This is a genomic window from uncultured Martelella sp. (genome assembly GCF_963677965.2).
Taxonomy (GTDB): domain Bacteria; phylum Pseudomonadota; class Alphaproteobacteria; order Rhizobiales; family Rhizobiaceae; genus Martelella; species Martelella mangrovi.
The window spans coordinates 2,986,708-3,007,467 of record NZ_CAXXFM010000001.1 but is presented as its reverse complement, the minus strand read 5'-3'; the positions used below and the strand labels follow the sequence as shown (position 1 = coordinate 3,007,467).

The 20,760-nt window shown below is 59.9% G+C and carries 22 protein-coding genes and 1 tRNA gene; 12 read left to right on the top strand and 11 right to left on the bottom strand.

Translation table 11 applies throughout. The features are described 5' to 3' along the window. Positions 1 to 40 precede the first annotated feature (40 nt). Genes ACHZCU_RS14025 through ACHZCU_RS14010 form a run of 4 tightly spaced genes read left to right on the top strand, consistent with a single transcriptional unit; the run spans position 41 to position 2,443 of the window. Positions 41 to 826 (top strand): ComF family protein, encoded by a 786-nt coding sequence (locus tag ACHZCU_RS14025; protein WP_106303363.1) that lies wholly within the window; start codon positions 41 to 43, stop codon positions 824 to 826. Between the two features lie 44 nt (positions 827 to 870). After that, on the top strand, positions 871 to 1,137 hold the full coding sequence (grxC, locus tag ACHZCU_RS14020; RefSeq protein WP_106303366.1) for a glutaredoxin 3: 267 nt from the start codon (positions 871 to 873) through the stop codon (positions 1,135 to 1,137). Continuing rightward, on the top strand, positions 1,138 to 2,010 hold the full coding sequence (locus ACHZCU_RS14015) for a carbon-nitrogen hydrolase family protein (RefSeq protein WP_319519268.1): 873 nt from the start codon (positions 1,138 to 1,140) through the stop codon (positions 2,008 to 2,010). 4 nt (positions 2,011 to 2,014) lie between these two features. Beyond that, on the top strand, positions 2,015 to 2,443 hold the full coding sequence (locus ACHZCU_RS14010) for a DUF1178 family protein (RefSeq protein ID WP_106303372.1): 429 nt from the start codon (positions 2,015 to 2,017) through the stop codon (positions 2,441 to 2,443). Positions 2,444 to 2,483: 40 nt separating this feature from the next. Here ACHZCU_RS14010 and ACHZCU_RS14005 read toward each other — a convergent pair. Continuing rightward, a tRNA-Ala gene (locus ACHZCU_RS14005) sits at positions 2,484 to 2,559 on the bottom strand. 577 nt (positions 2,560 to 3,136) lie between these two features. On the opposite strand from ACHZCU_RS14005, the gene ACHZCU_RS14000 reads away from it, so the two are divergent. Then, positions 3,137 to 4,195, top strand: a complete 1,059-nt coding sequence (locus ACHZCU_RS14000; protein WP_106303375.1) for a porin — start codon at positions 3,137 to 3,139, stop codon at positions 4,193 to 4,195. Positions 4,196 to 4,347: 152 nt separating this feature from the next. Here the strand turns inward: ACHZCU_RS14000 and ACHZCU_RS13995 are convergent, their stop codons facing one another. From ACHZCU_RS13995 to ACHZCU_RS13960, 8 genes are all read right to left on the bottom strand, one after another. Continuing rightward, positions 4,348 to 5,160: a fumarylacetoacetate hydrolase family protein gene (locus ACHZCU_RS13995; protein ID WP_319519267.1), complete on the bottom strand. Its 813-nt coding sequence runs from the start codon at positions 5,158 to 5,160 to the stop codon at positions 4,348 to 4,350. 224 nt (positions 5,161 to 5,384) lie between these two features. After that, positions 5,385 to 6,236, bottom strand: a complete 852-nt coding sequence (locus ACHZCU_RS13990) for a fumarylacetoacetate hydrolase family protein (protein ID WP_319519266.1) — start codon at positions 6,234 to 6,236, stop codon at positions 5,385 to 5,387. A gap of 334 nt (positions 6,237 to 6,570) precedes the next feature. Then, entirely contained in the window at positions 6,571 to 7,851 is a 1,281-nt protein-coding gene (locus ACHZCU_RS13985; protein ID WP_319519265.1) for an L-fuconate dehydratase, read from the bottom strand. Between the two features lie 32 nt (positions 7,852 to 7,883). Then, on the bottom strand, positions 7,884 to 8,615 hold the full coding sequence (locus ACHZCU_RS13980; protein WP_106303388.1) for an SDR family oxidoreductase: 732 nt from the start codon (positions 8,613 to 8,615) through the stop codon (positions 7,884 to 7,886). A 17-nt stretch (positions 8,616 to 8,632) separates the two neighbouring features. Beyond that, positions 8,633 to 9,724 carry a sn-glycerol-3-phosphate ABC transporter ATP-binding protein UgpC gene (locus tag ACHZCU_RS13975; RefSeq protein WP_319519264.1) on the bottom strand — a complete coding sequence of 364 codons (1,092 nt, stop codon included), beginning with the start codon at positions 9,722 to 9,724 and terminating at the stop codon, positions 8,633 to 8,635. A 4-nt stretch (positions 9,725 to 9,728) separates the two neighbouring features. After that, the gene (locus ACHZCU_RS13970) at positions 9,729 to 10,595 is read right to left on the bottom strand and encodes a carbohydrate ABC transporter permease (RefSeq protein WP_227023569.1); all 867 of its coding nucleotides are present in this window, start codon (positions 10,593 to 10,595) and stop codon (positions 9,729 to 9,731) included. Continuing rightward, positions 10,592 to 11,494, bottom strand: coding sequence for a sugar ABC transporter permease (locus ACHZCU_RS13965; protein ID WP_319519263.1), 903 nt, complete (start codon positions 11,492 to 11,494; stop codon positions 10,592 to 10,594). Before ACHZCU_RS13965 ends, ACHZCU_RS13970 begins: the two co-directional genes overlap by 4 nt. A gap of 100 nt (positions 11,495 to 11,594) precedes the next feature. Continuing rightward, entirely contained in the window at positions 11,595 to 12,917 is a 1,323-nt protein-coding gene (locus tag ACHZCU_RS13960) for a sugar ABC transporter substrate-binding protein (RefSeq protein ID WP_319519262.1), read from the bottom strand. Between the two features lie 188 nt (positions 12,918 to 13,105). Here ACHZCU_RS13960 and ACHZCU_RS13955 point away from each other — a divergent pair, with 188 nt between their 5' ends. The 3 genes from ACHZCU_RS13955 to ACHZCU_RS13945 all read left to right on the top strand — a co-directional run bounded on the left by ACHZCU_RS13955 (position 13,106) and on the right by ACHZCU_RS13945 (position 15,177). Beyond that, positions 13,106 to 13,861, top strand: a complete 756-nt coding sequence (locus tag ACHZCU_RS13955; protein ID WP_106303404.1) for an IclR family transcriptional regulator — start codon at positions 13,106 to 13,108, stop codon at positions 13,859 to 13,861. Positions 13,862 to 13,940: 79 nt separating this feature from the next. Beyond that, positions 13,941 to 14,765: an amidohydrolase gene (locus tag ACHZCU_RS13950; RefSeq protein WP_319519261.1), complete on the top strand. Its 825-nt coding sequence runs from the start codon at positions 13,941 to 13,943 to the stop codon at positions 14,763 to 14,765. An 82-nt stretch (positions 14,766 to 14,847) separates the two neighbouring features. Beyond that, on the top strand, positions 14,848 to 15,177 hold the full coding sequence (locus ACHZCU_RS13945) for an L-rhamnose mutarotase (RefSeq protein ID WP_106304226.1): 330 nt from the start codon (positions 14,848 to 14,850) through the stop codon (positions 15,175 to 15,177). 85 nt (positions 15,178 to 15,262) lie between these two features. Here the strand turns inward: ACHZCU_RS13945 and ACHZCU_RS13940 are convergent, their stop codons facing one another. Then, positions 15,263 to 15,595: a zinc ribbon domain-containing protein YjdM gene (locus ACHZCU_RS13940; RefSeq protein WP_319519260.1), complete on the bottom strand. Its 333-nt coding sequence runs from the start codon at positions 15,593 to 15,595 to the stop codon at positions 15,263 to 15,265. Between the two features lie 256 nt (positions 15,596 to 15,851). Between ACHZCU_RS13940 and ACHZCU_RS13935 the strand changes: the two genes are divergently transcribed. The 4 genes from ACHZCU_RS13935 to ACHZCU_RS13920 are packed head-to-tail and all read left to right on the top strand — an operon-like array spanning position 15,852 to position 19,640. Beyond that, positions 15,852 to 16,907, top strand: coding sequence for a Gfo/Idh/MocA family oxidoreductase (locus tag ACHZCU_RS13935; RefSeq protein ID WP_319519800.1), 1,056 nt, complete (start codon positions 15,852 to 15,854; stop codon positions 16,905 to 16,907). Further along, positions 16,904 to 18,067: a CaiB/BaiF CoA-transferase family protein gene (locus ACHZCU_RS13930; RefSeq protein ID WP_319519259.1), complete on the top strand. Its 1,164-nt coding sequence runs from the start codon at positions 16,904 to 16,906 to the stop codon at positions 18,065 to 18,067. The genes ACHZCU_RS13935 and ACHZCU_RS13930 overlap by 4 nt, the downstream gene beginning before the upstream one ends. 17 nt (positions 18,068 to 18,084) lie before the next feature. Then, entirely contained in the window at positions 18,085 to 19,194 is a 1,110-nt protein-coding gene (locus ACHZCU_RS13925) for an ABC transporter substrate-binding protein (protein ID WP_319519799.1), read from the top strand. Continuing rightward, positions 19,194 to 19,640, top strand: a complete 447-nt coding sequence (locus tag ACHZCU_RS13920) for a MaoC/PaaZ C-terminal domain-containing protein (RefSeq protein WP_319519258.1) — start codon at positions 19,194 to 19,196, stop codon at positions 19,638 to 19,640. Before ACHZCU_RS13925 ends, ACHZCU_RS13920 begins: the two co-directional genes overlap by 1 nt. Positions 19,641 to 19,667: 27 nt before the next feature. Here the strand turns inward: ACHZCU_RS13920 and ACHZCU_RS13915 are convergent, their stop codons facing one another. Beyond that, positions 19,668 to 20,759 carry a glycoside hydrolase family 105 protein gene (locus tag ACHZCU_RS13915; RefSeq protein WP_394706063.1) on the bottom strand — a complete coding sequence of 364 codons (1,092 nt, stop codon included), beginning with the start codon at positions 20,757 to 20,759 and terminating at the stop codon, positions 19,668 to 19,670. Between the last annotated feature and the right edge of the window lies 1 nt (position 20,760).

Below are 20,760 nucleotides of genomic sequence, written 5' to 3'. Positions count from 1 at the left end.
GGGAGTCGTAAAGCATCCGTCAACGCGCTACGCTGAAGACATGGATGAGATCACACCACGGAAAGTTCAGACGATACGCGCCCGTTCCGCCGCTCTGGCACGCGATGCGCTGGCCTCGCTCGGCAATGTCGTCTTTCCGCCCGTGTGTGCGGCCTGCGGGAGAACCACCGGCACGCATCGCGCACTCTGCGTTGCCTGCTGGAGCGATATCCGCTTCATCGAACGGCCCTATTGTGCGGTGCTTGGAACACCGTTTTCACATGATCTCGGGCCGGATATCATCAGCGCGGAAGCCATTGCCAACCCGCCGGATTTCGACCGGCTGCGCTCGGCCGCCTTTTATTCCGGAACGGTACGCAATCTGGTTCACGCCCTCAAATATCGCGACAATACCCATCTTGCGGTCATGATGGCAGAATGGATGCGTCGCGCCGATGACGGGATGATCGCGCGTTGCGACGGCATTGCCGCCGTGCCCCTGCATCCCACGCGGATGATGTCCCGCCGCTTCAACCAATCGGCCGAGCTGGCACGCAATCTGGCAAAACTGACCGGCAAGCCCTTTCTGCCGGGGCTGCTCAGGCGCAAACGGCGCACCAGCCAACAGGTCGGCCTGTCGCGCACGGCCCGCGAGGACAATGTGCGCGGGGCCTTCGCGCTTTCCCCCGACCGCGAGGATGCGGTATTCGGCCGCTCCATTCTGCTGATCGATGATGTCTACACCACCGGCGCCACGGTTTCCGCCGCAGCGCGGGCCCTGAGGCGCAAGGGGGCAGCCGAGATCAGCGTTTTGACCTTTGCACGCGTTCTCGATGAAACTATATGAGGGGTGAACGTCGAGGCTTTCAACGAAAGGATACCGGAAACACCATGGCGAATGTCGAGATATACACGCGCGAATTTTGCGGTTTCTGCACCCGTGCGAAAAAGCTGCTGTCCGACAAGGGCGTCGATTTTACCGAGTACAACGCCACCGAAACCCCGGACGTCCGCGCAACGATGATCCAACGCGCCAACGGAAGCTCAACCTTTCCGCAGGTTTTCATCGACGATCGCCACATTGGCGGTTGCGACGATCTTTTCGCCCTCGAGCATGCCGGCAAGCTCGACCCGCTTCTTTCCGCACAGGACGACTGAATGACCCGTTTCACCGCCGCCGCCCTGCAGATGCGCTCCGGCACCGAGCCGGAGAAAAACGCCGCAACACTGTCCGACCTGGTGCATGAGGCCGCCGCGAAAGGCGCGCAATATATCCAGACGCCGGAAATGACCGGCGCTGTGCAGAAGGACCGCAAGGCGCTGATGGCCGTGCTGAAAGGCGAGGACGAGGATATCATCGTCCGCACGGCCTCCGGCCTTGCCCGCGAATGCGGCGTTTACCTGCATATCGGCTCGACCGCGATCGCCGTGGGCAACGGCATGGTTGCCAACCGCGCTTTGCTGTTTGCGCCTGATGGCACGGTTACCGCACGCTACGACAAGATCCACATGTTCGATGTCGATCTCGACAATGGCGAAAGCTGGCGTGAAAGCGCGGTCTATCGCCCCGGCGAGAATGCAAATCTGGCCGGGCTGCCGTTTGCAAAGATCGGCATGGGCATCTGTTATGACGTGCGCTTTCCCGATCTTTTCCGGGCCTATGCCCTGGCCGGCGCGGATGTGCTGACGGCCCCCGCCGCCTTTACCAGACAGACCGGTGAAGCCCACTGGCATGTGCTGCAGCGCGCACGCGCCATCGAAAACGGCGCGTTCATGATTTCGGCAGCGCAGGCAGGCCAGCATGATGACGGCCGCGAGACCTTCGGCCATTCGATCATCATCGACCCGTGGGGCCGCATTCTGGCCGAAGCCGGCGATGCGGGCGAAGCCGTGATCACCGCCGAAATCGATACCGATGACGTAGCGCAGGCGCGCGGCAAGGTGCCCAATCTGAACAACATCCGTGCTTTCACGCTTCTTGAAAGCGGCAACAGCCAAGGGGCCGCCGAAAAGGCCACAGCGAAAGACTGACCCCGTGATCCACTATTCTCTCTCCTGTGACAACGGCCATGCCTTTGACGGCTGGTTTTCCGGCAGCGACGATTTCGACCGGCAGGTCGAAAGCGGCCTTCTCACCTGTCCGGTCTGCAATTCCGCATCGATCACAAAGGGATTGATGGCGCCACAGGTCTCGACCGCGCGCAAGCAGGAGCAACGCAAGACGGCGCTGGTCGACAAGGCCCAGCGGGAAGCGCTTGAGAAGCTGAAACAGGCCGTTACGGAAATCCGCGCCAATTCCGAGGATGTCGGCGCGCGCTTTCCCGAAGAAGCGCGCAAGATCCACTACGGCGAGGCTGAAAAACGCGGCATTATCGGCGAGGCAAAATCGGAAGAGGTCCGTGATCTGCTTGAAGAAGGCATCGAGATCATGCCGCTACCGACCCTGCCCGAAGACAAGAACTGAGTTTACGCGACGATCCGGCGAAAGCGGCCATGTATGGAAATGGTGGAGCCGAGCGGGATCGAACCGCCGACCTCTGCAGTGCGATTGCAGCGCTCTCCCAGCTGAGCTACGGCCCCATATTGGCGACCACGCTGATACTCCAAACGCCTTTGTCAGGCAAGCATCAAGACGCGCAAACGAGGCCGAAATCGAGCGTGAACCCGATGGCAGATTGCCGCAGCCCCGCCCCGGTAGCCACCGATCCGGCATGCTCCGTGGTTGCAACTGCAGGGCCTGTTATCGGGTTGCGGCGAAAGCCCCGTCTGCCGCTGCAACAATGCTCTCCCCCTCTGTGGCAAGGGCCATCGGCAGCTTTGTCCATGGCGACGTCATTTGCATTTCCGCTTATATGAACACAGCATTAATAAGTTGTTTTTATTATATTTTTTATACATATGAGACATTCGACAGAAGCCGTATAAATACGCCATTCGACACGGAAAAAGTTGCCGATTGACAACACACCGGCCTCAAACCGAGTGAAAATTCCACGACCAATGCAAGAATCCGCCATCGGCAGTTGTGCTTGAAACAAGTAAACGTATAGTCGGTGCTGCAATCGTCGGGAATTGATAGATCATAAAAATAACCGAGTGCGTCACGGCATTCCTGCGTTCAAGTGATGATTTCCAAGGGCTCTGGAGAGTACTGACCATGAAGACCAAATTATTGCTCATCGGCTCCGCTTCGATGCTCGCGACCGCCACTGGCGCCAATGCGGCAGACCCGGTTGTGGTGATCGAACCCGTGACGGCCAATTACGTCGAAGTCTGCGACGCTTTCGGCAGTGGTTATTTCTATGTTCCGGGCACGGAGACCTGCCTCAGCGTTGGCGGTTATGTCCGTTTTGAGACCAAGTTCGGCGGCATCCAGACCGGGTCCAGCGCCGACGGCGACTGGTATCCCTATGTGAAGGCCAATCTCGCGATCACCGCGAAGACGGACACCGAACTCGGCACGTTGACATCGAGAATGGTCCCGGAATTCTATTTTTATTCCAACGGGACCGGAGACGAGGTCAAATTTGACGAGGCCTATATCGAGATCGGCAACGCGGTTGCGCTGCGCGCCGGTTACATCAAGGGCTACTGGAACCAGGACCTCTGGGGCGAACTCGACAATATCGACAATGTGAGCCGCTATAACTCCATCCGTCTCGGCTATTATGGTGCTGATCATTTTCAGGCGGCGCTGTCTGTCGACGCGATGACGCCGGATGATGTCGGCACGGATGACCTCGCCAAGCTGGGTCTTTCCGCCCGCCTCGGCTATGTTGTCTCCGACAGCAATTACCTGAAACTCGATGCCGCCTATGACACCCACAACGAGACCTATGCGATCCGCCCCTGGGCCGGTTTCGGCATCGGTCCCGGCACGCTGGAAATCGCCGGTCTCTACGAAAGCGGCTTTATCGCCTACGGTCCGGATTTCACTGCGGCGAACTGGGACGATTCACCGATCGCGGACACCTATCTGAAATACGCGGTCGCCGCCAACTACTACTTCAATGTCACCGAGGACCTGATACTGGCGCCACAGGCGCAGTATAATGTGGCCAGCAATGACAAGGTCTTCTGGGAAGCCGGCGCCACGGCCGACTGGGAGATCGTGGATGATTTCCACCTCAGAACCAACGTCAACTATGCTTTTCTTGACGATGACTGGAACCAGCAGAACTGGTTCGGCTGGGTTCGCCTGGAACGCGATTTCTAGACGCTTCCAGCACCTGTAACGCATTTTTCCTGCAATGTTTCCGACACTCCCGGCCTTGCGCCGGGAGTGTTTTTTCGCCGTCACGGAGCAGGACCGGCCGCGTTTGACAGGTCCTGCCGTGATGAGGATATCGCGCGAAACCCTACTGGCAATTATGCGCCGCGATTGTTGCTAGCTGCAGTGACGTCGATATCGAACGGCGCCGCGCCTGAGAATTCGGCACGCGCATGAGCGCCGGGCGTGACTTCGTGAATGCCGGTGGTCATGCCGGTCAGCACGATATCGCCCTTCTTCAGCATGCGACCGCGCGCCTTGAGGTTCTCAGCCAGCTGGCGGATCGATTCCAGCGGCCCACCGCTTGGCTTGGCTGCCGAACCTTCCCCGGCAAGCGTGCCATTGACCAGCATGCGCGATGTCATGGTCTCAAGCTCAAGCCTGTCCCAGCCCTCGATCACAGGGCCGACAATGGCACCGGCATTGTTTCCGTGATCGCTGACGACCGCGAGGGGACCGATGGCATTGAGGCTCGGCAGCGGAGAGGACGCGATCTCCGAACCGGCATGAATACCTTCAAGCGCGGCCATGATGACCTCATCGGTAAAGCCTTCCGCCGACGGCTCCAGATCACGGGCAAGCACGGCCGTAAATTCCGCCTCCAGAGCCGCAAAGCCACCATCAAAAACCGTCACCGCGGCAACGCCGCCTGCGGGAAGATGATGGACATTTTCGGCAAAGATCGGTCCGACGATCCGCGTCGCCCCCAGCTTTTGCTGAAGGTCGGGATGCACACCGGCAACCTTCCACCCGGCAACCGGCCGGCCGTCGAGTTCGAGGGCCTTGTCCTGAACCTGGTAGGCTTCGGCAAGCGTTTCCGGCAGCGGACCGGGGAACGCATCAAGGATTTTCGCCGCACGCCGCGCCTCGACGAAAGCGCTTGCCACGTCTTGGATGTCTTCTTCAGTCATGATCTCTTCCAGTATCCGGGAATTTCGTAACGGGCATTGCACCCACATGGTGCTTTACACCCGATTGCCGCCACAGGCGAGTGGACAGCCGGCAACATGACATAGGCGATTACACGCTCAACCCCGGATGGTTTGGCCATTGCATTGCCCGGCGATACTCCGATCGGGCTCGCTTCTGCTCCAGCGGCGCGGGCGCAATGCCGCCCGCGCCACCGGGATAAAGATCAGGCGTTCCAGGCAATCGTCTTCTGCGACTGCTCGCCAAGGCCCTCGATGCCGAGCTTCATGGTCTGGCCTTCCTTCAGGTAGACCGGCTCCGGCTTTTGCCCCATGCCGACACCGGGCGGGGTGCCGGTGGTGATGATATCGCCCGGCTGCAGGCTCATGAACTGCGACAGATAGCTGACCAGATGCTGCACGCCGAAGATCATCGTTTTCGTCGAACCGTCCTGATAGCGGTGGCCGTCGACTTCCAGCCACATGGGAAGGTTCTGCGGGTCTTCCACCTCGTCACGCGTCACGAGATAAGGGCCGATCGGGCCGAACGTATCGGCGCTCTTGCCCTTGACCCACTGGCCGGAACGTTCGGCCTGGAATTCACGCTCGGACAGGTCGTTGACGACGCAATAGCCGGCAACGTAGTCCATCGCATCGGCTTCATCGACGTAAGAGGCTTCCTTGCCGATGACCACGCCGAGTTCGACCTCCCAGTCGGTCTTTTTCGAATTCCGCGGAATACGGACATCATCATTGGGGCCGATAATGGCGCTGGTCGCCTTCATGAAGATGATCGGCTCCTTGGGCAGGTCCGCGCCGGTTTCAGCCGCATGGTCGGCATAGTTGAGACCGATGCAGATGAATTTGCCGACCTTGCCGACGCAGGCGCCGATGCGGCTTGTCTGCGGCAGAACCGGCAGGCTGGCGATATCGGCGGCGGCAATACGCGCCAGTCCCGCAGCGCCCAGTGCGTCGCCGGCAATATCGACGACCACGGAGGAAATGTCGCGGTAGGTTCCGTCCGAATGCAGGATGGCCGGACGTTCAGCGCCCTTGGCACCAAGACGAAGCAATTTCATGATAATTCTCCTGTGTCATGACGCGCGGGGCGCCTTTCATCTGCCTTTGCGGCAGCAAGCTCGTTTCATGTTGGAGAGGCCGAGACAGCGTAGCAGCCGCCCATCCCTCTCGAAATTCCCCTGTGCCTCCACTTGCGTCATTCTCGGGCTTGACCCGAGAATCCAGGCTTTTATACCGGCGACAGGCGTATCGGAAAGCCGTCTTGAAAATCGCCGACGCCGATTCTGCGGCAAGGTGACCAGATCCTCGGGTCAAGCCCGAGGATGACGCCGTAGAGGGCGGAAAGGGCGTCGAACCACACCGCATGAACTGCGGGAATGCGAACCTCTTTCCTCAATCCTTCCCCGAATACGCGTAGTTATGAAGCGTTTCCGGCTTCATCTCAACGGAAAAGCCGGGCATTTCCGGCGGCATGTAGGCAGCCTTTTCAATGCGGCAGGGCTCGACGAAATGTTCGTGCAGATGGTCGACATATTCGATGACACGGCCCTCTTTGGTGCCGGAGACGACCAGATAGTCGATCATCGAAAGATGCTGGACATATTCGCAAAGGCCGACGCCGCCGGCATGCGGCCAGACCGGCAGGCCGAATTTCGCCGCCATCAGCAGCACCGAAAGCACCTCGTTCAGCCCGCCGATGCGGCAGGCATCGATCTGGACGATATCGATGGAGCCGCCGGCGATGAACTGCTTGAACATGATGCGGTTCTGGCACATCTCGCCGGTGGCGACTCTGATCGGCGCCACGGCCTCACGGATTTTGCGATGACCGGCAACATCGTCGGGGCTGGTCGGCTCCTCGATGAAATAGGGGCGGAAGGGGGCCAGCGCATTGACCCAGTCAATGGCCTCGTCCACTTCCCAGACCTGATTGGCGTCGATCATCAGCGTGCGGTCATCGCCAATGACCTCGCGCACAATCTTCAGCCGCGCAACATCCTCGTCGCGATCCTGCCCGACCTTCATCTTGATGTGGGTGAAGCCGGAATCGACCGCTTCCTGCGCAAGCCGGCGCAGCTTGTCGTGGCTGTAGCCGAGCCAGCCGGCCGAGGTCGTATAGCAGGGATAGCCGTTTAGCTTCAGCTCGGCCATGCGTTCGGCCTTGCCGTCTTCGGCCTTGCGGAAGATTTCAAGCGCCTCCTCCGGGGTGATGGCGTCGGTCAGGTAGCGGAAATCGACAATCGAAACCAGTTGTTCGGGCGTCATTTCGCCGACAAGCTGCCAGACCGGCTTTTTCGCGGCCTTGCCCTGCAGATCCCAGACGGCATTGACCACTGCGCCCGTTGCCAGATGCATCGCGCCCTTGTCCGGGCCGATCCAGCGCAACTGGCTGTCGCCGGTGATGTGCCGCCAGAAGCGGCCAGGGTTTTCAAGGATCCAGTCGAGATAAAGACCTGCCACCCGCCCTTCAAGGGCGGCAATCGCGGCGCAGACGACTTCATTGCCGCGGCCGATGGTGAATGTCAGCCCGTGACCTTCAAGGTCGCGGTCGGTTTTCAGGATCACATAGGCAGCGGAATAATCCGGGTCCGGGTTCATCGCATCCGACCCGTCAAGCTTTTCGGAGGTCGGAAAACGCAGATCATGGACCGAAAGGCCCGTTATCGTGGTCATGTCGGTAAGCCTTTAAAAATGCGTTCGATATCTCAGCAGGTCCAGCCGCCATCGACGACATGCGCCTGACCGGTCGTGTAGGTCGCGCCGGCAAGATAGACTGCGAGATCGGCGATTTCCTCCGGCGCGCCGATGCGGCCGATGGGCTGGCGGGCGATAAAGTCAGCCCGCGCCTTTTCATAATCGCCGGTTGCCTTCAGCCGTTCCTGCAGCGAGGGGCTGTCGACCGTGCCGGGGCATATGGCATTGCAGCGAATGCCGCGCGTCACATAGTCGGCGGCAATTGCCTTGGTCATGCCGAGAACGGCGGCCTTGGTGGTGGAATAGGCAAAACGGTTCGGGACGCCCTTCAGCGAGGATGCAACGGACGACATGTTGATGATGGCGCCATCGCCGCGCTCCAGCATGCCGGGCAGGAAAGCGCGGATGGTCCGCACCATCGCTCTCACATTGAGGTCGAAGGCAAAATCGAGGTCGCCTTCGGGCATATCCAGAACCGAGCCGTTATGAACCACGCCGGCGCAGTTGAAGAGGATGTCGACACCGCCTGTTTCTGCAGCCGCCGCCGTCACTTCCTCATCGGAAAGCACATTCAGGACGCGGGTGGTCACCCCTTCCACGTTTTCCAGTTCGGCCAGTTTTTCGGCGTTGATATCGGTGGCAATGACCTTCGCGCCGGCCTTTACAAAGGCCATGACGGAGGCCGCGCCAATGCCCTGCGCGGCTGCGGTGATAAAGCAGGTTTTTCCGGAAAGGTCGGTCATGTGATTTTCCTTTTTAGTCAGGCGCGCAGGCTTCGGCCGGTTTCGCCGTCGAAAACATGCAGGCGTTCGAGGTCGAGAGTGAATGTCAGCGTCTCGCCATCTTCCAGCGGGTGCGGGTCGAGCATCTTGGCCTGAACTTCCTTGCCGCCAAGCCGGGTGTAGATGATGGTCTCCGTGCCAAGCGGTTCTGAAATCATCACCGGAAGGCTGATTTCCGTGGAGCGGTCTTCAGGATGCAGGGAATGGCCCTTTGGCGCAAATGCGTCCGGACGGAAACCGACCACGACCTTCTGCCCTTCGGAAACCTTCGGCGCGATATCGGCAGGCAGAGGCACAAGCGTGCGGTCTTCCAGCCGGGCGCCATCAGCTTCGACCACGCCGTCAAGCTGGTTCATCGGCGGGGAGCCGATGAAACCGGCCACGAATGTGTTGACCGGGTTTTCGAACACCTCGGTCGGGGTGCCGACCTGCTCGACATAACCATCGCGCATGATCACGATCCGGTCTGCCAGCGTCATCGCCTCCACCTGGTCGTGGGTGACATAAATGACCGTTGTCTTGACCCGCTGATGCAGTTTCTTGATCTCGACGCGCATCTGGCCTCTGAGCTTGGCATCGAGGTTGGACAGCGGTTCGTCGAACAGGAAGACATCCGGATGGCGGACGATGGCGCGGCCCATGGCCACGCGCTGGCGCTGGCCGCCGGACAGGTTGGCGGGCAGACGGTCCATGAAGCTGTCCAGCCCCAGAATGCCCGCGGCCTCATCGACGCGCGGCTTGATGTCCTCCGGCGTCATGCCGGCGATCTTGAGCCCGAAACCGAGATTTTCGCGCACGGTCATATGCGGATAAAGCGCATAGGACTGGAACACCATGGAGATGTTGCGCGAGCGCGGCGGCAGGGAATTGACGACACGATCGCCGATCTTCAGTTCGCCGCCGGAGATTTCCTCCAGACCGGCGATCATGCGCAGCGTTGTCGACTTGCCGCAGCCCGACGGGCCGACGAGAACGACGAACTCGTTATGCGCGACCTCAAGGTCGATGCCGTGAACGACTTCCAGCGAACCATAACGCTTGACGATTTTGGAAAGGTGCACTTCGGCCACGGGATTATCCTTTCACACCACCGAACGTCAGTCCGGCAATCAGATGCTTTTGTACGATGAAGGTGAGAATGAGGGCGGGGATGATAATCAGCACCGCCATGGCGCTCATCCCGGTCCAGTCGACGGTGAACTGGGCGGTAAAATCCATCAGCCCGACCGGCATGGTCTTCGATGCGGTGGTGCGGGTCAGCTGGCTTGCCAGCGCGAACTCGTTCCATGCCGTCAGGAAGGCGAAGATACCGGCCGATGCCAGCCCCGAACGGGCCAGCGGAAACTCCACCTTCCAGAACGCCTGCCAGCGGGTGCAGCCGTCAATCTGGGCGGCTTCGGAAAGGTCAGCCGGGATCTGCCGGAAGAAGCCGTCCGTCAGCCAGATGGTGAAGGGGATGTTGATCGCCATATAGACGAGGATCAGCCCGAATTTGGTATCGATCAGCCCGATCTTGCTCCAGAGGATAAAGAGCGGCAGCGACAGCGCCACGCCCGGCACCGTGCGCGACAGCATGAAGGATAAAAACAGCGCGCCCTTGCCCTTGAACCGGTAGCGGGCAAAGGCATAGCCGCCCATCATGCCGACAAGAATGGCGACAAGGGTCGAGGTCAGCGAGATCACCATCGAATTGATGAAATAATTGGTGACCGGCAAGCCCTGCTGGCGCTCGGGCAGAAGCCCGAAAATGCCGAGAAAATTATTGAGCGTCCATTGCTGCGGGATCCAGATCGGCGGGCGCGCCATGACCTCGACATTGGGGCGGAAGGCCGTCAGCACCACCCAGGCGCCGGGCACGACAAGGATCATCATCGCGCAGAACAGCGTCAGTCTCAGCAGCCAGCGCTGCCAGGGCTTTTCAATCGTCATTGCGCTGCTCATTGGGCCCCTCCCATGAAGACACGCGCCTTCGAAAGATTGCGGTAGAACATGATGGTAAAGGCGATGGACAGCAGGATGGAGATGTAGCCCATGGCGTTCGCCATGCCCATCTGCGAGTTCTGGTAGCCGGTGCGCGTCATCAACGTCCAGATCAGTTCCGTGCGCCCGGCAGGCCCGCCATTGGTCATGATTTTCACCATGTCATAGGCCCGCGCAACATCGAGCGAACGGATGGTCATGGCAATCCAGATGAACGGCATCAGGAATGGCAGGGTGATGTGGCGGAACACCTGAAGGGCATTGCAGCCATCGACCTTGGCCGCCTCGATCGGATCCTTCGGCATTGCCAGAAGACCGGCCATCAGCAGAATGGCGAAGATCGATGTCGACATCCACATTTCCGCGACGATGATGGAGAAATTGGCAAGCCAGCCATTGACCAGCCACGGAATGGGCCTGGAGATGAGGCCGAGCGAGAACAGCGCATTGTTCACCAGCCCGACGGAATCGTTGAAGATGTATTTGAACTGAAAGCCGACGAGAATGGGCGAAAACATCATCGGAAACATCATGATGGTGCGAAGCGTGCGCTGGCCCCAGGTGATGCGGTTGACCAGAAGCGCAAGGCCGAGCCCCATGACCATTTCGAGATTGAGGGCAATGGTGATGAACACCACGGTGCGCCCGAATGCCCACCAGAAATCGTCATTGCCCCAGAGCCGCTTGTAGTTTCGAAGGCCGACGAAATTATAAAGCGAATCCGGCCGCACGAGGTTGTAGCTGGTAAAGCTCGTCCAGAAGGACACAAGCAACGGTACCAGCACCACCGCCAGAATGACGACGATGGCAGGCAGAAGAAGAAGATACGGCGTCGCCGCCGGCGACCTGAGAAATTTCATGTCACGCCCATAAAAAGTCACTTGAAAACGGATAGGAATGTCCGGTCATCGCCGGAAGCGCCGCCGGCCAAAGCCGGCGACGAATGCTCACGTCCGGCAATCAGTAATAGCCGGCGTCTTCCATAATATAGGTCGCTTCCTCGGCGGCATCGTCGAGGGCTTCCTGCGGCGTCTTTTCGCCGACGATGGCCGCCTGCAGTTCCGGCCACAGCACGTTGGACACCTGAATCCATTCAGGGATCAGCGGCGGCGTGCGGGCATCGGCAAGCGATTCCTTCCACACGGTGAACATCTCGGCGAGGTTTTCCTTGCCGTTGGCGTTGAACCACGCCACCACTTCGTCATAGGTCGCCGTGCGGGTCGGCAGGTTGCCGGCCTTGGCTTCCATCAGCTCGCTTTCATCATTGGTCATGAATACGGCGAAGGAGACGGCGGCATCCTTGTTGTCGCAATCTTCGGTGACGGAGAAGGAATGCGAACCGGACCAGCCGCCGCGCTTGCCTGATGTTCCGACGGGCGAAACTGCATAGCCGAGATCATCGGAAATCTTGGAGGCTTCGGGATCGGCAAAGAAAGCCGCAAAACCCGGCCAGTCCAGATCGATGGCAAGCTGACCGGCGGCCATGGCCTGGCCGATATCGTCCCAGGTGTAGTTGACCGTACCGGCCGGAACCGCGCCAGCATCATAAATGTCGATGAACCACTGGAGCGCTTCCACGCCGGCTTCGGAATTGAAGACGGGCTTCATGTCCTCATCGAAAATGTCGCCGCCATTGGCGCGCAGGATTTCCATGAACCGGCCCGACATGCCTTCGTCCTTGCCGGCAAAGGCTGTGCCGTAAAGGTTCGGCGGATCGGCGAAGAAGATCACCTGATCGCGGAACTCGTCAAAGGTCTTCGGCGGTGCCAGGTCTGTGCCGTACTGTTCCTTCCAGGCCTCCTGGTTTGCCGGGTCGGCATAAAGGCTCTTGCGGTAATAAAGGTTGGAAACGTCGGTCACGCGCGGCAGCTGCACCAGACGGCCATCCACCGTGGAAGCCTGCAGCGTGCCCTGAACATATTTATCGAGTTCGGACTGCGGAATGTGGTCCTTCAGGTCGATGTAGAGATTGCCGTATTGCGGAGCGAAGCTGGTGTGATTGGAGCCCACGCACCAGGAAATGTCGCCGGCGGCAATGTCCTGCTTGATCTCACGGTCAAGGTCGAAGTGATTCTTCGACGAAACGATCTCGACCTTGGCGCCGGTCATTTCTTCCCATTCGGGAATGCGAGTGTAGAGCTTCTCGTATTGCGTGCCGCCGATCAGCTTAACCTGCAGCGTATAATCGGGAAAACTCCCGTAATCGAAATCCTCCGCATGCGCGGCAGCGGTCAGGCCGCCCAAAGCGCAGCAGGCAACAAGGCTTGCCTTCAGATATTTCATTCGCATGTTTCTCCTCCTCAATAACTCAAGCCAGAAAAGACTTGATCCTCCATATTTGAAAAGTCTATTTGTATATAAGCACCATTTAGGCGAAGCCGTCAACGGCGCTCTTGATATTGGACAGGAAGGGCGGCAGTTTCGCAGAAATTTCAGGGTGAAGACCATCGCCCGCCGCTTGAGGACCGACCATGACCACAGATGAATCCGACCGTTACCGTGCCCCTGCCCTCGACAAGGGACTCGATATTTTCGAGTTGCTCGCGGAAACGGACGGCTCGCTGAGCCAGGCGGAAATTGCCAAGTCGCTCGGCCGCACCCCGAATGAAATCTACCGCATGCTCGACCGGCTGGTGCGGCGCGAATATATCCGCCGCACACCGGAGGATCGCTACGAGATTACGTTGAAGATGTTCGAGCTGGTGCATGCCCGCCCGCCGCTGAGACGCCTCGTCAACCAGGCGATGCCGCTCCTGCAGCAGGTCGCACAGGAAGCCGGGCAGTCGTGCCACATGGTGGTCTTCGAGCGGAACGCGGCCATCGTCGTCGCACAGGTGGATGCCCCAAGCTACTGGACGCTCGCGGTGCGGGTCGGCACCCGACTCAAGCTGACCTCGACCGGTTCCGGCCTTGTCTTTCTGGCCTTTTCCTCTCCCGAAAACCGGGCCCTGATGCTGAAAGGGGCCGGCGAGGCGTTGACGCCGGAGATCGAGGCCCGGCTGCCGACCATTCGCAAGGACGGTTACACACTGATGGTGTCCGAACAGATCGCAGGTGTTACCAATGTCTCGGCCCCCGTCATCGGCCCACTCGGAACGGTGATGGCCGTCATCACCTCGCCCTATACCGAGCGGCGCGACCGCAACAGCAGCGAGGACCAGGCCCACACGTTGAAGCTGGTGCGGGCGGCAGCAGCCAGCCTGTCAAAGGGCCGCACGGAGGAATAAGCCATTTCAACGCCTTCGCGTGAGGGCGGAAACGGCATTGAAATCAAGCCCGGAGAGGACGGGCAACAGGGAGGATACCATGCGCATCATCGATACCCATCTCCACCTCGTCTACAAGGACCGGTTTTCCTATCCCTGGCTGAAGGACGCCCCTGCCCTCGACCGCCAACTGACGGCGGAAGACTATTTCGCCCGTGCCGAAAAGCTCGGCATCGAGAAGGCGGTGCATATGGAGGTCGACGTTGCCGACAGCGACATGGAGGCGGAGACCGCCTTCATCACCGGCGCCCATGAAAGGATCGCCGGCGCGATTGCCGCCGGACGGCCGGAAAGCCCGGACTTTCCCGCCTATCTGGAACGCATCGCCGCAATCGACGGGGTCAAGGGGCTGCGCCGCGTTCTGCACATCATGCCGGACGAACTCTCGCAGTCGGATTTGTTCGTCGAAAACATCCGCAGGCTTGCAGCCTACGACCTGTCCTTCGATCTTTGCGTGCAGGCCCGCCAGCTTCCGCTGGCCATCGACCTTGCCCGCAAATGCCCCGAGGTGCAGTTCGTGCTCGACCATTGCGGCGTGCCGGATATCGAGAATAACGGGCTGGATCCCTGGCGCGAACAGATCGGCGACATTGCCAGACTGGCCAATGTGACGGCCAAGATTTCCGGCGTGATTGCCTATGGCGGCGCGGACTGGAGCGTCGAGGGGCTGCGCCCCTATGTCAGCCATGTCATCGACACCTTCACCTTCGACCGCGTGGTCTGGGGTTCGGATTTTCCGGTCTGCACGCTTCATGCCAGCCTCGAGGACTGGGTCGCCGCATCGAAGGAAATCGTCGCGGATGCCAGCGTGCATGAACAGGAGAAGCTGTTCAGCGGCAATGCGGAGAAGGTCTACCGCCTCTAGGACGTTTCAGATTGAAATGCTCTAGAACGCGAAAAAATCGCGATCGCCAAGTTCAAAAGACATGCTGAAAAGGGAGGAACCCATGCAGCGTATCGGAATGGTTCTGACGCTCAATGCCGACAAGATTGCCGAATACAAGCGGCTGCACGCCAATGCCTGGCCGGAAATTCTGGACATGATCAAGGCGTGCAATATCCGCAATTACACGATTTTCCTGCGCGAGCCGGAAAACCTGCTGTTTTCCTACTACGAATATACCGGCACGGATTACGAAGCCGACATGGCGAAAATGGCCGCCGATCCGAAAACGCAGGAGTGGTGGTCGGTCTGCATGCCCTGCCAGAAACCGCTGGATACGGCCAGGGAGGGCGAATGGTGGATCGAGATGGAAGACGTGTTCCATCTCGATTGAGGGCTTTCAGGCTTGCATCTGACGAAAGCCACGCACGAGGAGGCTTGGGCGCCAACCCCATGCTGCACGATTTCGGCAGCGAACTTCAGATTTTCTTCACGAATTCCGATTTCAGCTTCATGGCGCCGAAGCCGTCGATCTTGCAGTCAATGTCGTGATCGCCGTCGACGAGACGGATATTCTTCACCTTGGTGCCGACCTTGAGAACCTGGCTGGAGCCCTTGAGCTTCAGGTCCTTGATGACGGTGACCGTATCGCCGTCGGTCAGGATATTGCCATTGGCGTCACGGAATTCCGGTTCGCTGCTCTCAGCCGCTCCGGGCGACCATTCGTTCCCGCATTCGGGGCAGATCAGCAGCGCACCGTCTTCATAGGTGTAAACGGACTGGCATTTGGGACAGGGAGGCAATTCGCTCATGGTCATCCTCTTCATTGTTGGCGCTGCGACAAGCAGATCAGCGCCACGAAGACTGCACGGCGCATTTTGCGGTGGTTGAGAAACCGGAGCTTCGTAGTGCGAAACGGAAAGCTTGTCGAGTGCGGCCGGATGAAACACAGCGAGCGGAAGGAAAACACGCGCTCCCCCATACGGCCTCTTGCAATCAATCCAAATTTGAATAATCTATTTACATAAGAATGACACTCTCGCCTGAAGGAGGAGCAGGTTGTCAGAAATGTCTCGCAACCCGGCACAAAGCTGGGCGGCGGCCGGTTCGCCGCGCCCAATTGTCATCATCGGTGGCGGCTCGATCGTCACCGATGCCCATTTACCCGCCTATCGCATGGCCGGCCTGCCGGTCGCTGGTATGTTCGATCTCGATGCGGAACGCACCCGCACGGTTGCCGCCGAATGGGACATCACGCCATTCGCAAGTCTTGAAGAAGCGACCGCAACGGAAAATGCCGTCTTCGATCTGGCGTTGCCGCCCGCCGCCCACCAGGGCGTGATCGAGCAACTGCCCGAAGGCGCGCCGGCGCTTCTGCAAAAGCCGATGGGACGCAACCTTGCCGAGGCGACCGCGATCCTTCAGGCCTGCCGGTCGAAAAAGCTGACGGCTGCCGTCAATTTCCAGCTTCGTTTCTCGCCGATGATGCTCGCCATCCACGACCTTTACAAAAGCGGCGCGCTCGGCCAACTGGTCGATGTCGAACTGCACGCCAACACCATGACGCCATGGCATCTCTGGGCATTTCTGAAAGGCATGGAGCGGGTCGAAATTCTTCTGCATTCGATCCATTATCTCGACCTGATGCGCCACTTTCTGGGAGATCCCGCCGGCATCCACGCGAAAACGCTCGGCCACCCCGATACGACGGTTTCGCAATCGCGCACGGCCGCAATCCTCGACTACCCCGCCCCCGTACGCGCTGTCCTGTCGGTCAATCACAATCATGATTTCGGCCCGAAATTTCAGGATTGCTATTTCCGTTTCGAAGGCACCGAGGGCGTGGCCATCACCACGCTGGGCGTCAATCTCGACTACCCCAAGGGTGTTCCGGATGAACTCTGGTTCTGCGCCAAGGGCGGTCAGTGGCAACAGATACCGCTTTCCGGCACCTGGTTCCCGCATGCCTTCATCGGCGTGATGAACAATCTCCAGCGTTTCGTGGCCGGCGAAGACGAGACTCTGGTGACAAACGTGGAAGACGCCTGGAAGACCATGGCGCTGGTCGAGGCGGCTTACGAAAGCAGCGCCCGCCCCGCGACCCCGATCAAGGAAAAACCATGACCGCAGATAATACCGACCTGCCGCTTGCCGGCGTGCTGGTGCTCGACATGTGCCAGTTTCTCTCCGGCCCCTATTGTTCGCTGCGCCTGCAGGACCTCGGCGCGCGGGTGATCAAGATCGAGCGGCCGGGTCTCGGCGACCTGTCGCGCAGGCTTTACCTGTCCGATACCGAGATCGGCGGCGATTCGACGATTTTCCATGCGATCAACCGATCGAAGGAAAGCCTCGCCATCGATATGAAGAACCCGGATGATCTCGCCGCGCTGAAGACGCTGATCGGCAAGGCCGATATCGTGCTGCAGAACTTCCGCCCCGGCGTGATAGAGCGGCTCGGCCTCGATTACGAAACGCTGAAGGCCGATCATCCCGGCCTCGTCTACGGCTCGATCACCGGCTATGGCGATGAAGGCCCGTGGGTCGACCGGCCGGGCCAGGACCTGCTGGCGCAGGCACGCTCCGGGGTGATGTGGCTGAACGGCGATGATGGCCAGGGGCCTGTTCCCTTCGGCCTTGCCATCGCCGATATGCTGGCAGGTGCAGCACTGGCGCAGGGCTTGCTCGCCGCGCTGGTCCGCCAGGGCCGCACCGGCAAGGGTGCGCATGTGGAAACAAGCCTGCTGGAAGCGATGATCGATTTCCAGTTCGAGGTTCTGACCACGCACCTCAACGACGGAGAACGGCCGCCGAAGCGTTCCGCCTACCGCTCCGCCCATGCCTATCTTTCCGCGCCTTACGGCGTCTACCCGACGGCCGACGGTTATCTGGCGCTTGCCATGATGCCGATCGATCAACTCGCCGATGTGCTCAAGCTGGATGCGCTTGCCCCCTATCGCGGCAAACCCGACCTCTGGTTTACAAGCCGCGACGACATCAAGCGGATCATTGCCAAACACCTTAAGACGGAAACAACCGATCACTGGCTCTCCATTCTGGAGCCGGCCGATGTCTGGTGCAGCCGGGTTCTTAACTGGCCGGAACTGATGAACCATGCCGGTTTCAAGGTGCTCGACATGCTGCAGACCGTGACGCGCGAGGATGGCGTCTCGATCCGCACGACGCGTTCGCCGCTCAGGGTCGACGGCCAGCGCATGCAAACCGGCCGCGCGGCACCGCAGATCGGTGAGCAGAGCGCGGCAATCCGAGCGGAGTTCGGCCTGTGACGACAAAACTGAAAGGCATGACCTGGAACCATCCACGGGGCTTTGATCCGATGGTGGAAAGCGCCCGGACGTGGCTGACGAAAACCGGCGTTTCGATTGAATGGGACAAGCGCAGCCTGCAGGATTTCGAGAGCTTTCCCGTCGAGGAACTGGCACGCCAATATGACCTGATCGTCATCGATCATCCGCATGTCGGCCAGATTACCGCGGAAGACTGCCTTACGCCGCTTGATGTGGCCGGACGCGAGCAGGAACGGGCAGCGCTGGAAAACGGCTCGGTCGGGGCCTCCTATCCGAGCTACCGCTATAATGGCCATCAATGGGCCTTCCCGATCGATGCGGCGGCACAGGTCATGGCTTTTCGCGCCGATCTGATTTCCGCGCCCCCGAATGACTGGGAGAGCCTGTTGGCACTGGCATCAGAAGGCCGGATACTGCTGCCGCTGCGCCCGCCGCACAATCTGATGACCTTCTTCACGCTGGCCGCAAACGCCGGCACGCCCTGCCGCAATGACGGTCCCGGCCCGCTGATTGCACTCGACGATGGCATTGCCGTTTATGAGCGGCTTGCCGCACTTGCAGGCATGGTGCCGGCGGAAAACTTCGCCATGGATCCGATTGCCGTGCTCGAGGCGCTGACCGCGCCGCAACCCGCTGCCGCCCTCTCGCCCTATATCTACGGCTATGTGAACTACGCCATGGACGGCTTCCGCCCGCATCGGCTGACCTTCACCGACATCCCGGCCCTTGGCGAAAACGGACCATGCGGCTCCGCACTCGGCGGCACCGGCATCGCCGTATCGGCGTTTTCGGCACACCGCGACGCTGCCATCGACTACGCCTACTGGGTCGCAGGCGGGAACGTCCAGTCCGGGCTTTATCCGCAGGCCGGCGGCCAGCCCGGCCACGATGCCGGCTGGAAAGATGACGCGGTCAACGCAAAGACCCACGACTTCTACCGCAATACCCGCGCAACACTGGAGACCTCATTCCTGCGGCCGCGTCACAACGGTTACATGCGGTTTCAGCAGCAGGCGGCAGAGGCGCTCAACGATTTTCTGCGCGATGGCGCAACCGCCCATGCAGCCATTACCCGGATCAACAGCCTGTTTGAGGAGAGTTTCTGATGGAGCGTCCACGCCATTTCGAGGATATTGCCGTCGGCGAGGAACGCCGCACCAATGGACGAACGATCACCGAGACGGACTTCGTCGTCCATGCCGGCCATACGGGCGATTTCTTCCCCCATCATATGGATGCCGAGTTCATGAAGGACAGTCCCTTCGGCCAGCGCATCGCCCACGGGACCATGACCTTTGCCATCGGCATCGGCCTGTCGGCTTCAGAGATCAATCCGCTCTCGTTTACCTATGGCTATGAACGCCTGCGTTTTCCCAAACCCGTCTTCATCGGCGACACGATCCACACAGTTCTGACCATTGCACGATGCGAGGACGATCCCAAGCGAAAGGGCTACGGCCGCGTGACAGAGGAAGTCCGGGTCAAGAACCAGCGCGACGAGGTCGTGATGGCGTGCGACCATATCTACCTCACCGAGCGCCGGAACACATAGAGCGCGCCACGAAAGCTTCGCTTTGCTTCAGGTTTTGGCGGTGCGCGCAATGGCGTCGACCAGCATCAGCATTGTCAGCGCCTGCCCGTAGGGCGCGGGAATATCGGGGATCTGCCTGTAGAAGTCGAGCGTATGGCCCATCGGCGTTCCATCCGAAACATGGGCGACAATGCCGTCATCGCCGATGCAGGTGAGAACGGCGGCATAGGCCCGTTCGGCAACGGCGCGCATATCCTCGGGCAGAATACCGAGCGAAATCCCCCGGGAAATACCATAGGCAATCCCGGCCGTTGCCGAAGCCTCGATCGGCGATCCCGGATCATCCAGCAGGGTATGGAAGAAACCGTCATCATTCTGCAGCTTGGCGAATGCGTTGACCTGTGCGGCAAGCACGTTGGAGAGATAAAGCCGGGTGGCGCGCGGCAGATCGCCGACGATGGAAAACAGTTCGGGGATCGCGATGGTGATCCAGGAATTGCCGCGCGCCCATAAGGCACCGGCAAAATTGTGGCGCCCGTTGAAGGTCCAGCCGTGATACCACAGCCCGGTCTTCGCATCGCCGAGATAGCGGGCGTGGATCAGAAACTGGTAGACCGCCTCCTCCACCCAGTCGGGTCGGTCGAAGCGTTTTCCGGCGCGCGCCAGAAACAGGCAGGTCATGAACAGCGTATCGTCCCACAATTCGCCGTCGTTCATCCGCTCCTTGACCACATGCTGGAAGCCATTGTCCTCGGTGCGGGCAAGGCGCGTCATCAGCCATTCGGCCCAGTCCTTGACCAGCGCCTCCCATTCAGGCCGTTCAACATCGTCGATCAGGAAGGAAAGCGCCAGCATCGGCGCTGTCGAATTCACCTGACGCGGCGGCAGACCCCGCGAAATCTGCCAGTCATACCAGTCAGCCAGCGCATTGATCAGGTCCAGGTCACCGGTCTGGCAGGCATGGCGATAAAGCCCGTAAACGCCGACACCGATCTCCCAGTCCCATTCATCGAACTGGATCGAGAACGTGCCTTCGGCAATCGGCGCGGTTTCGTTGATGCCGCGGATCCGCGATAGGCCGGTGGCGACATTTGCAAGGTGGCCGAGAAGTTCCTGTCTGTCATGATACATGGTGTTCAAG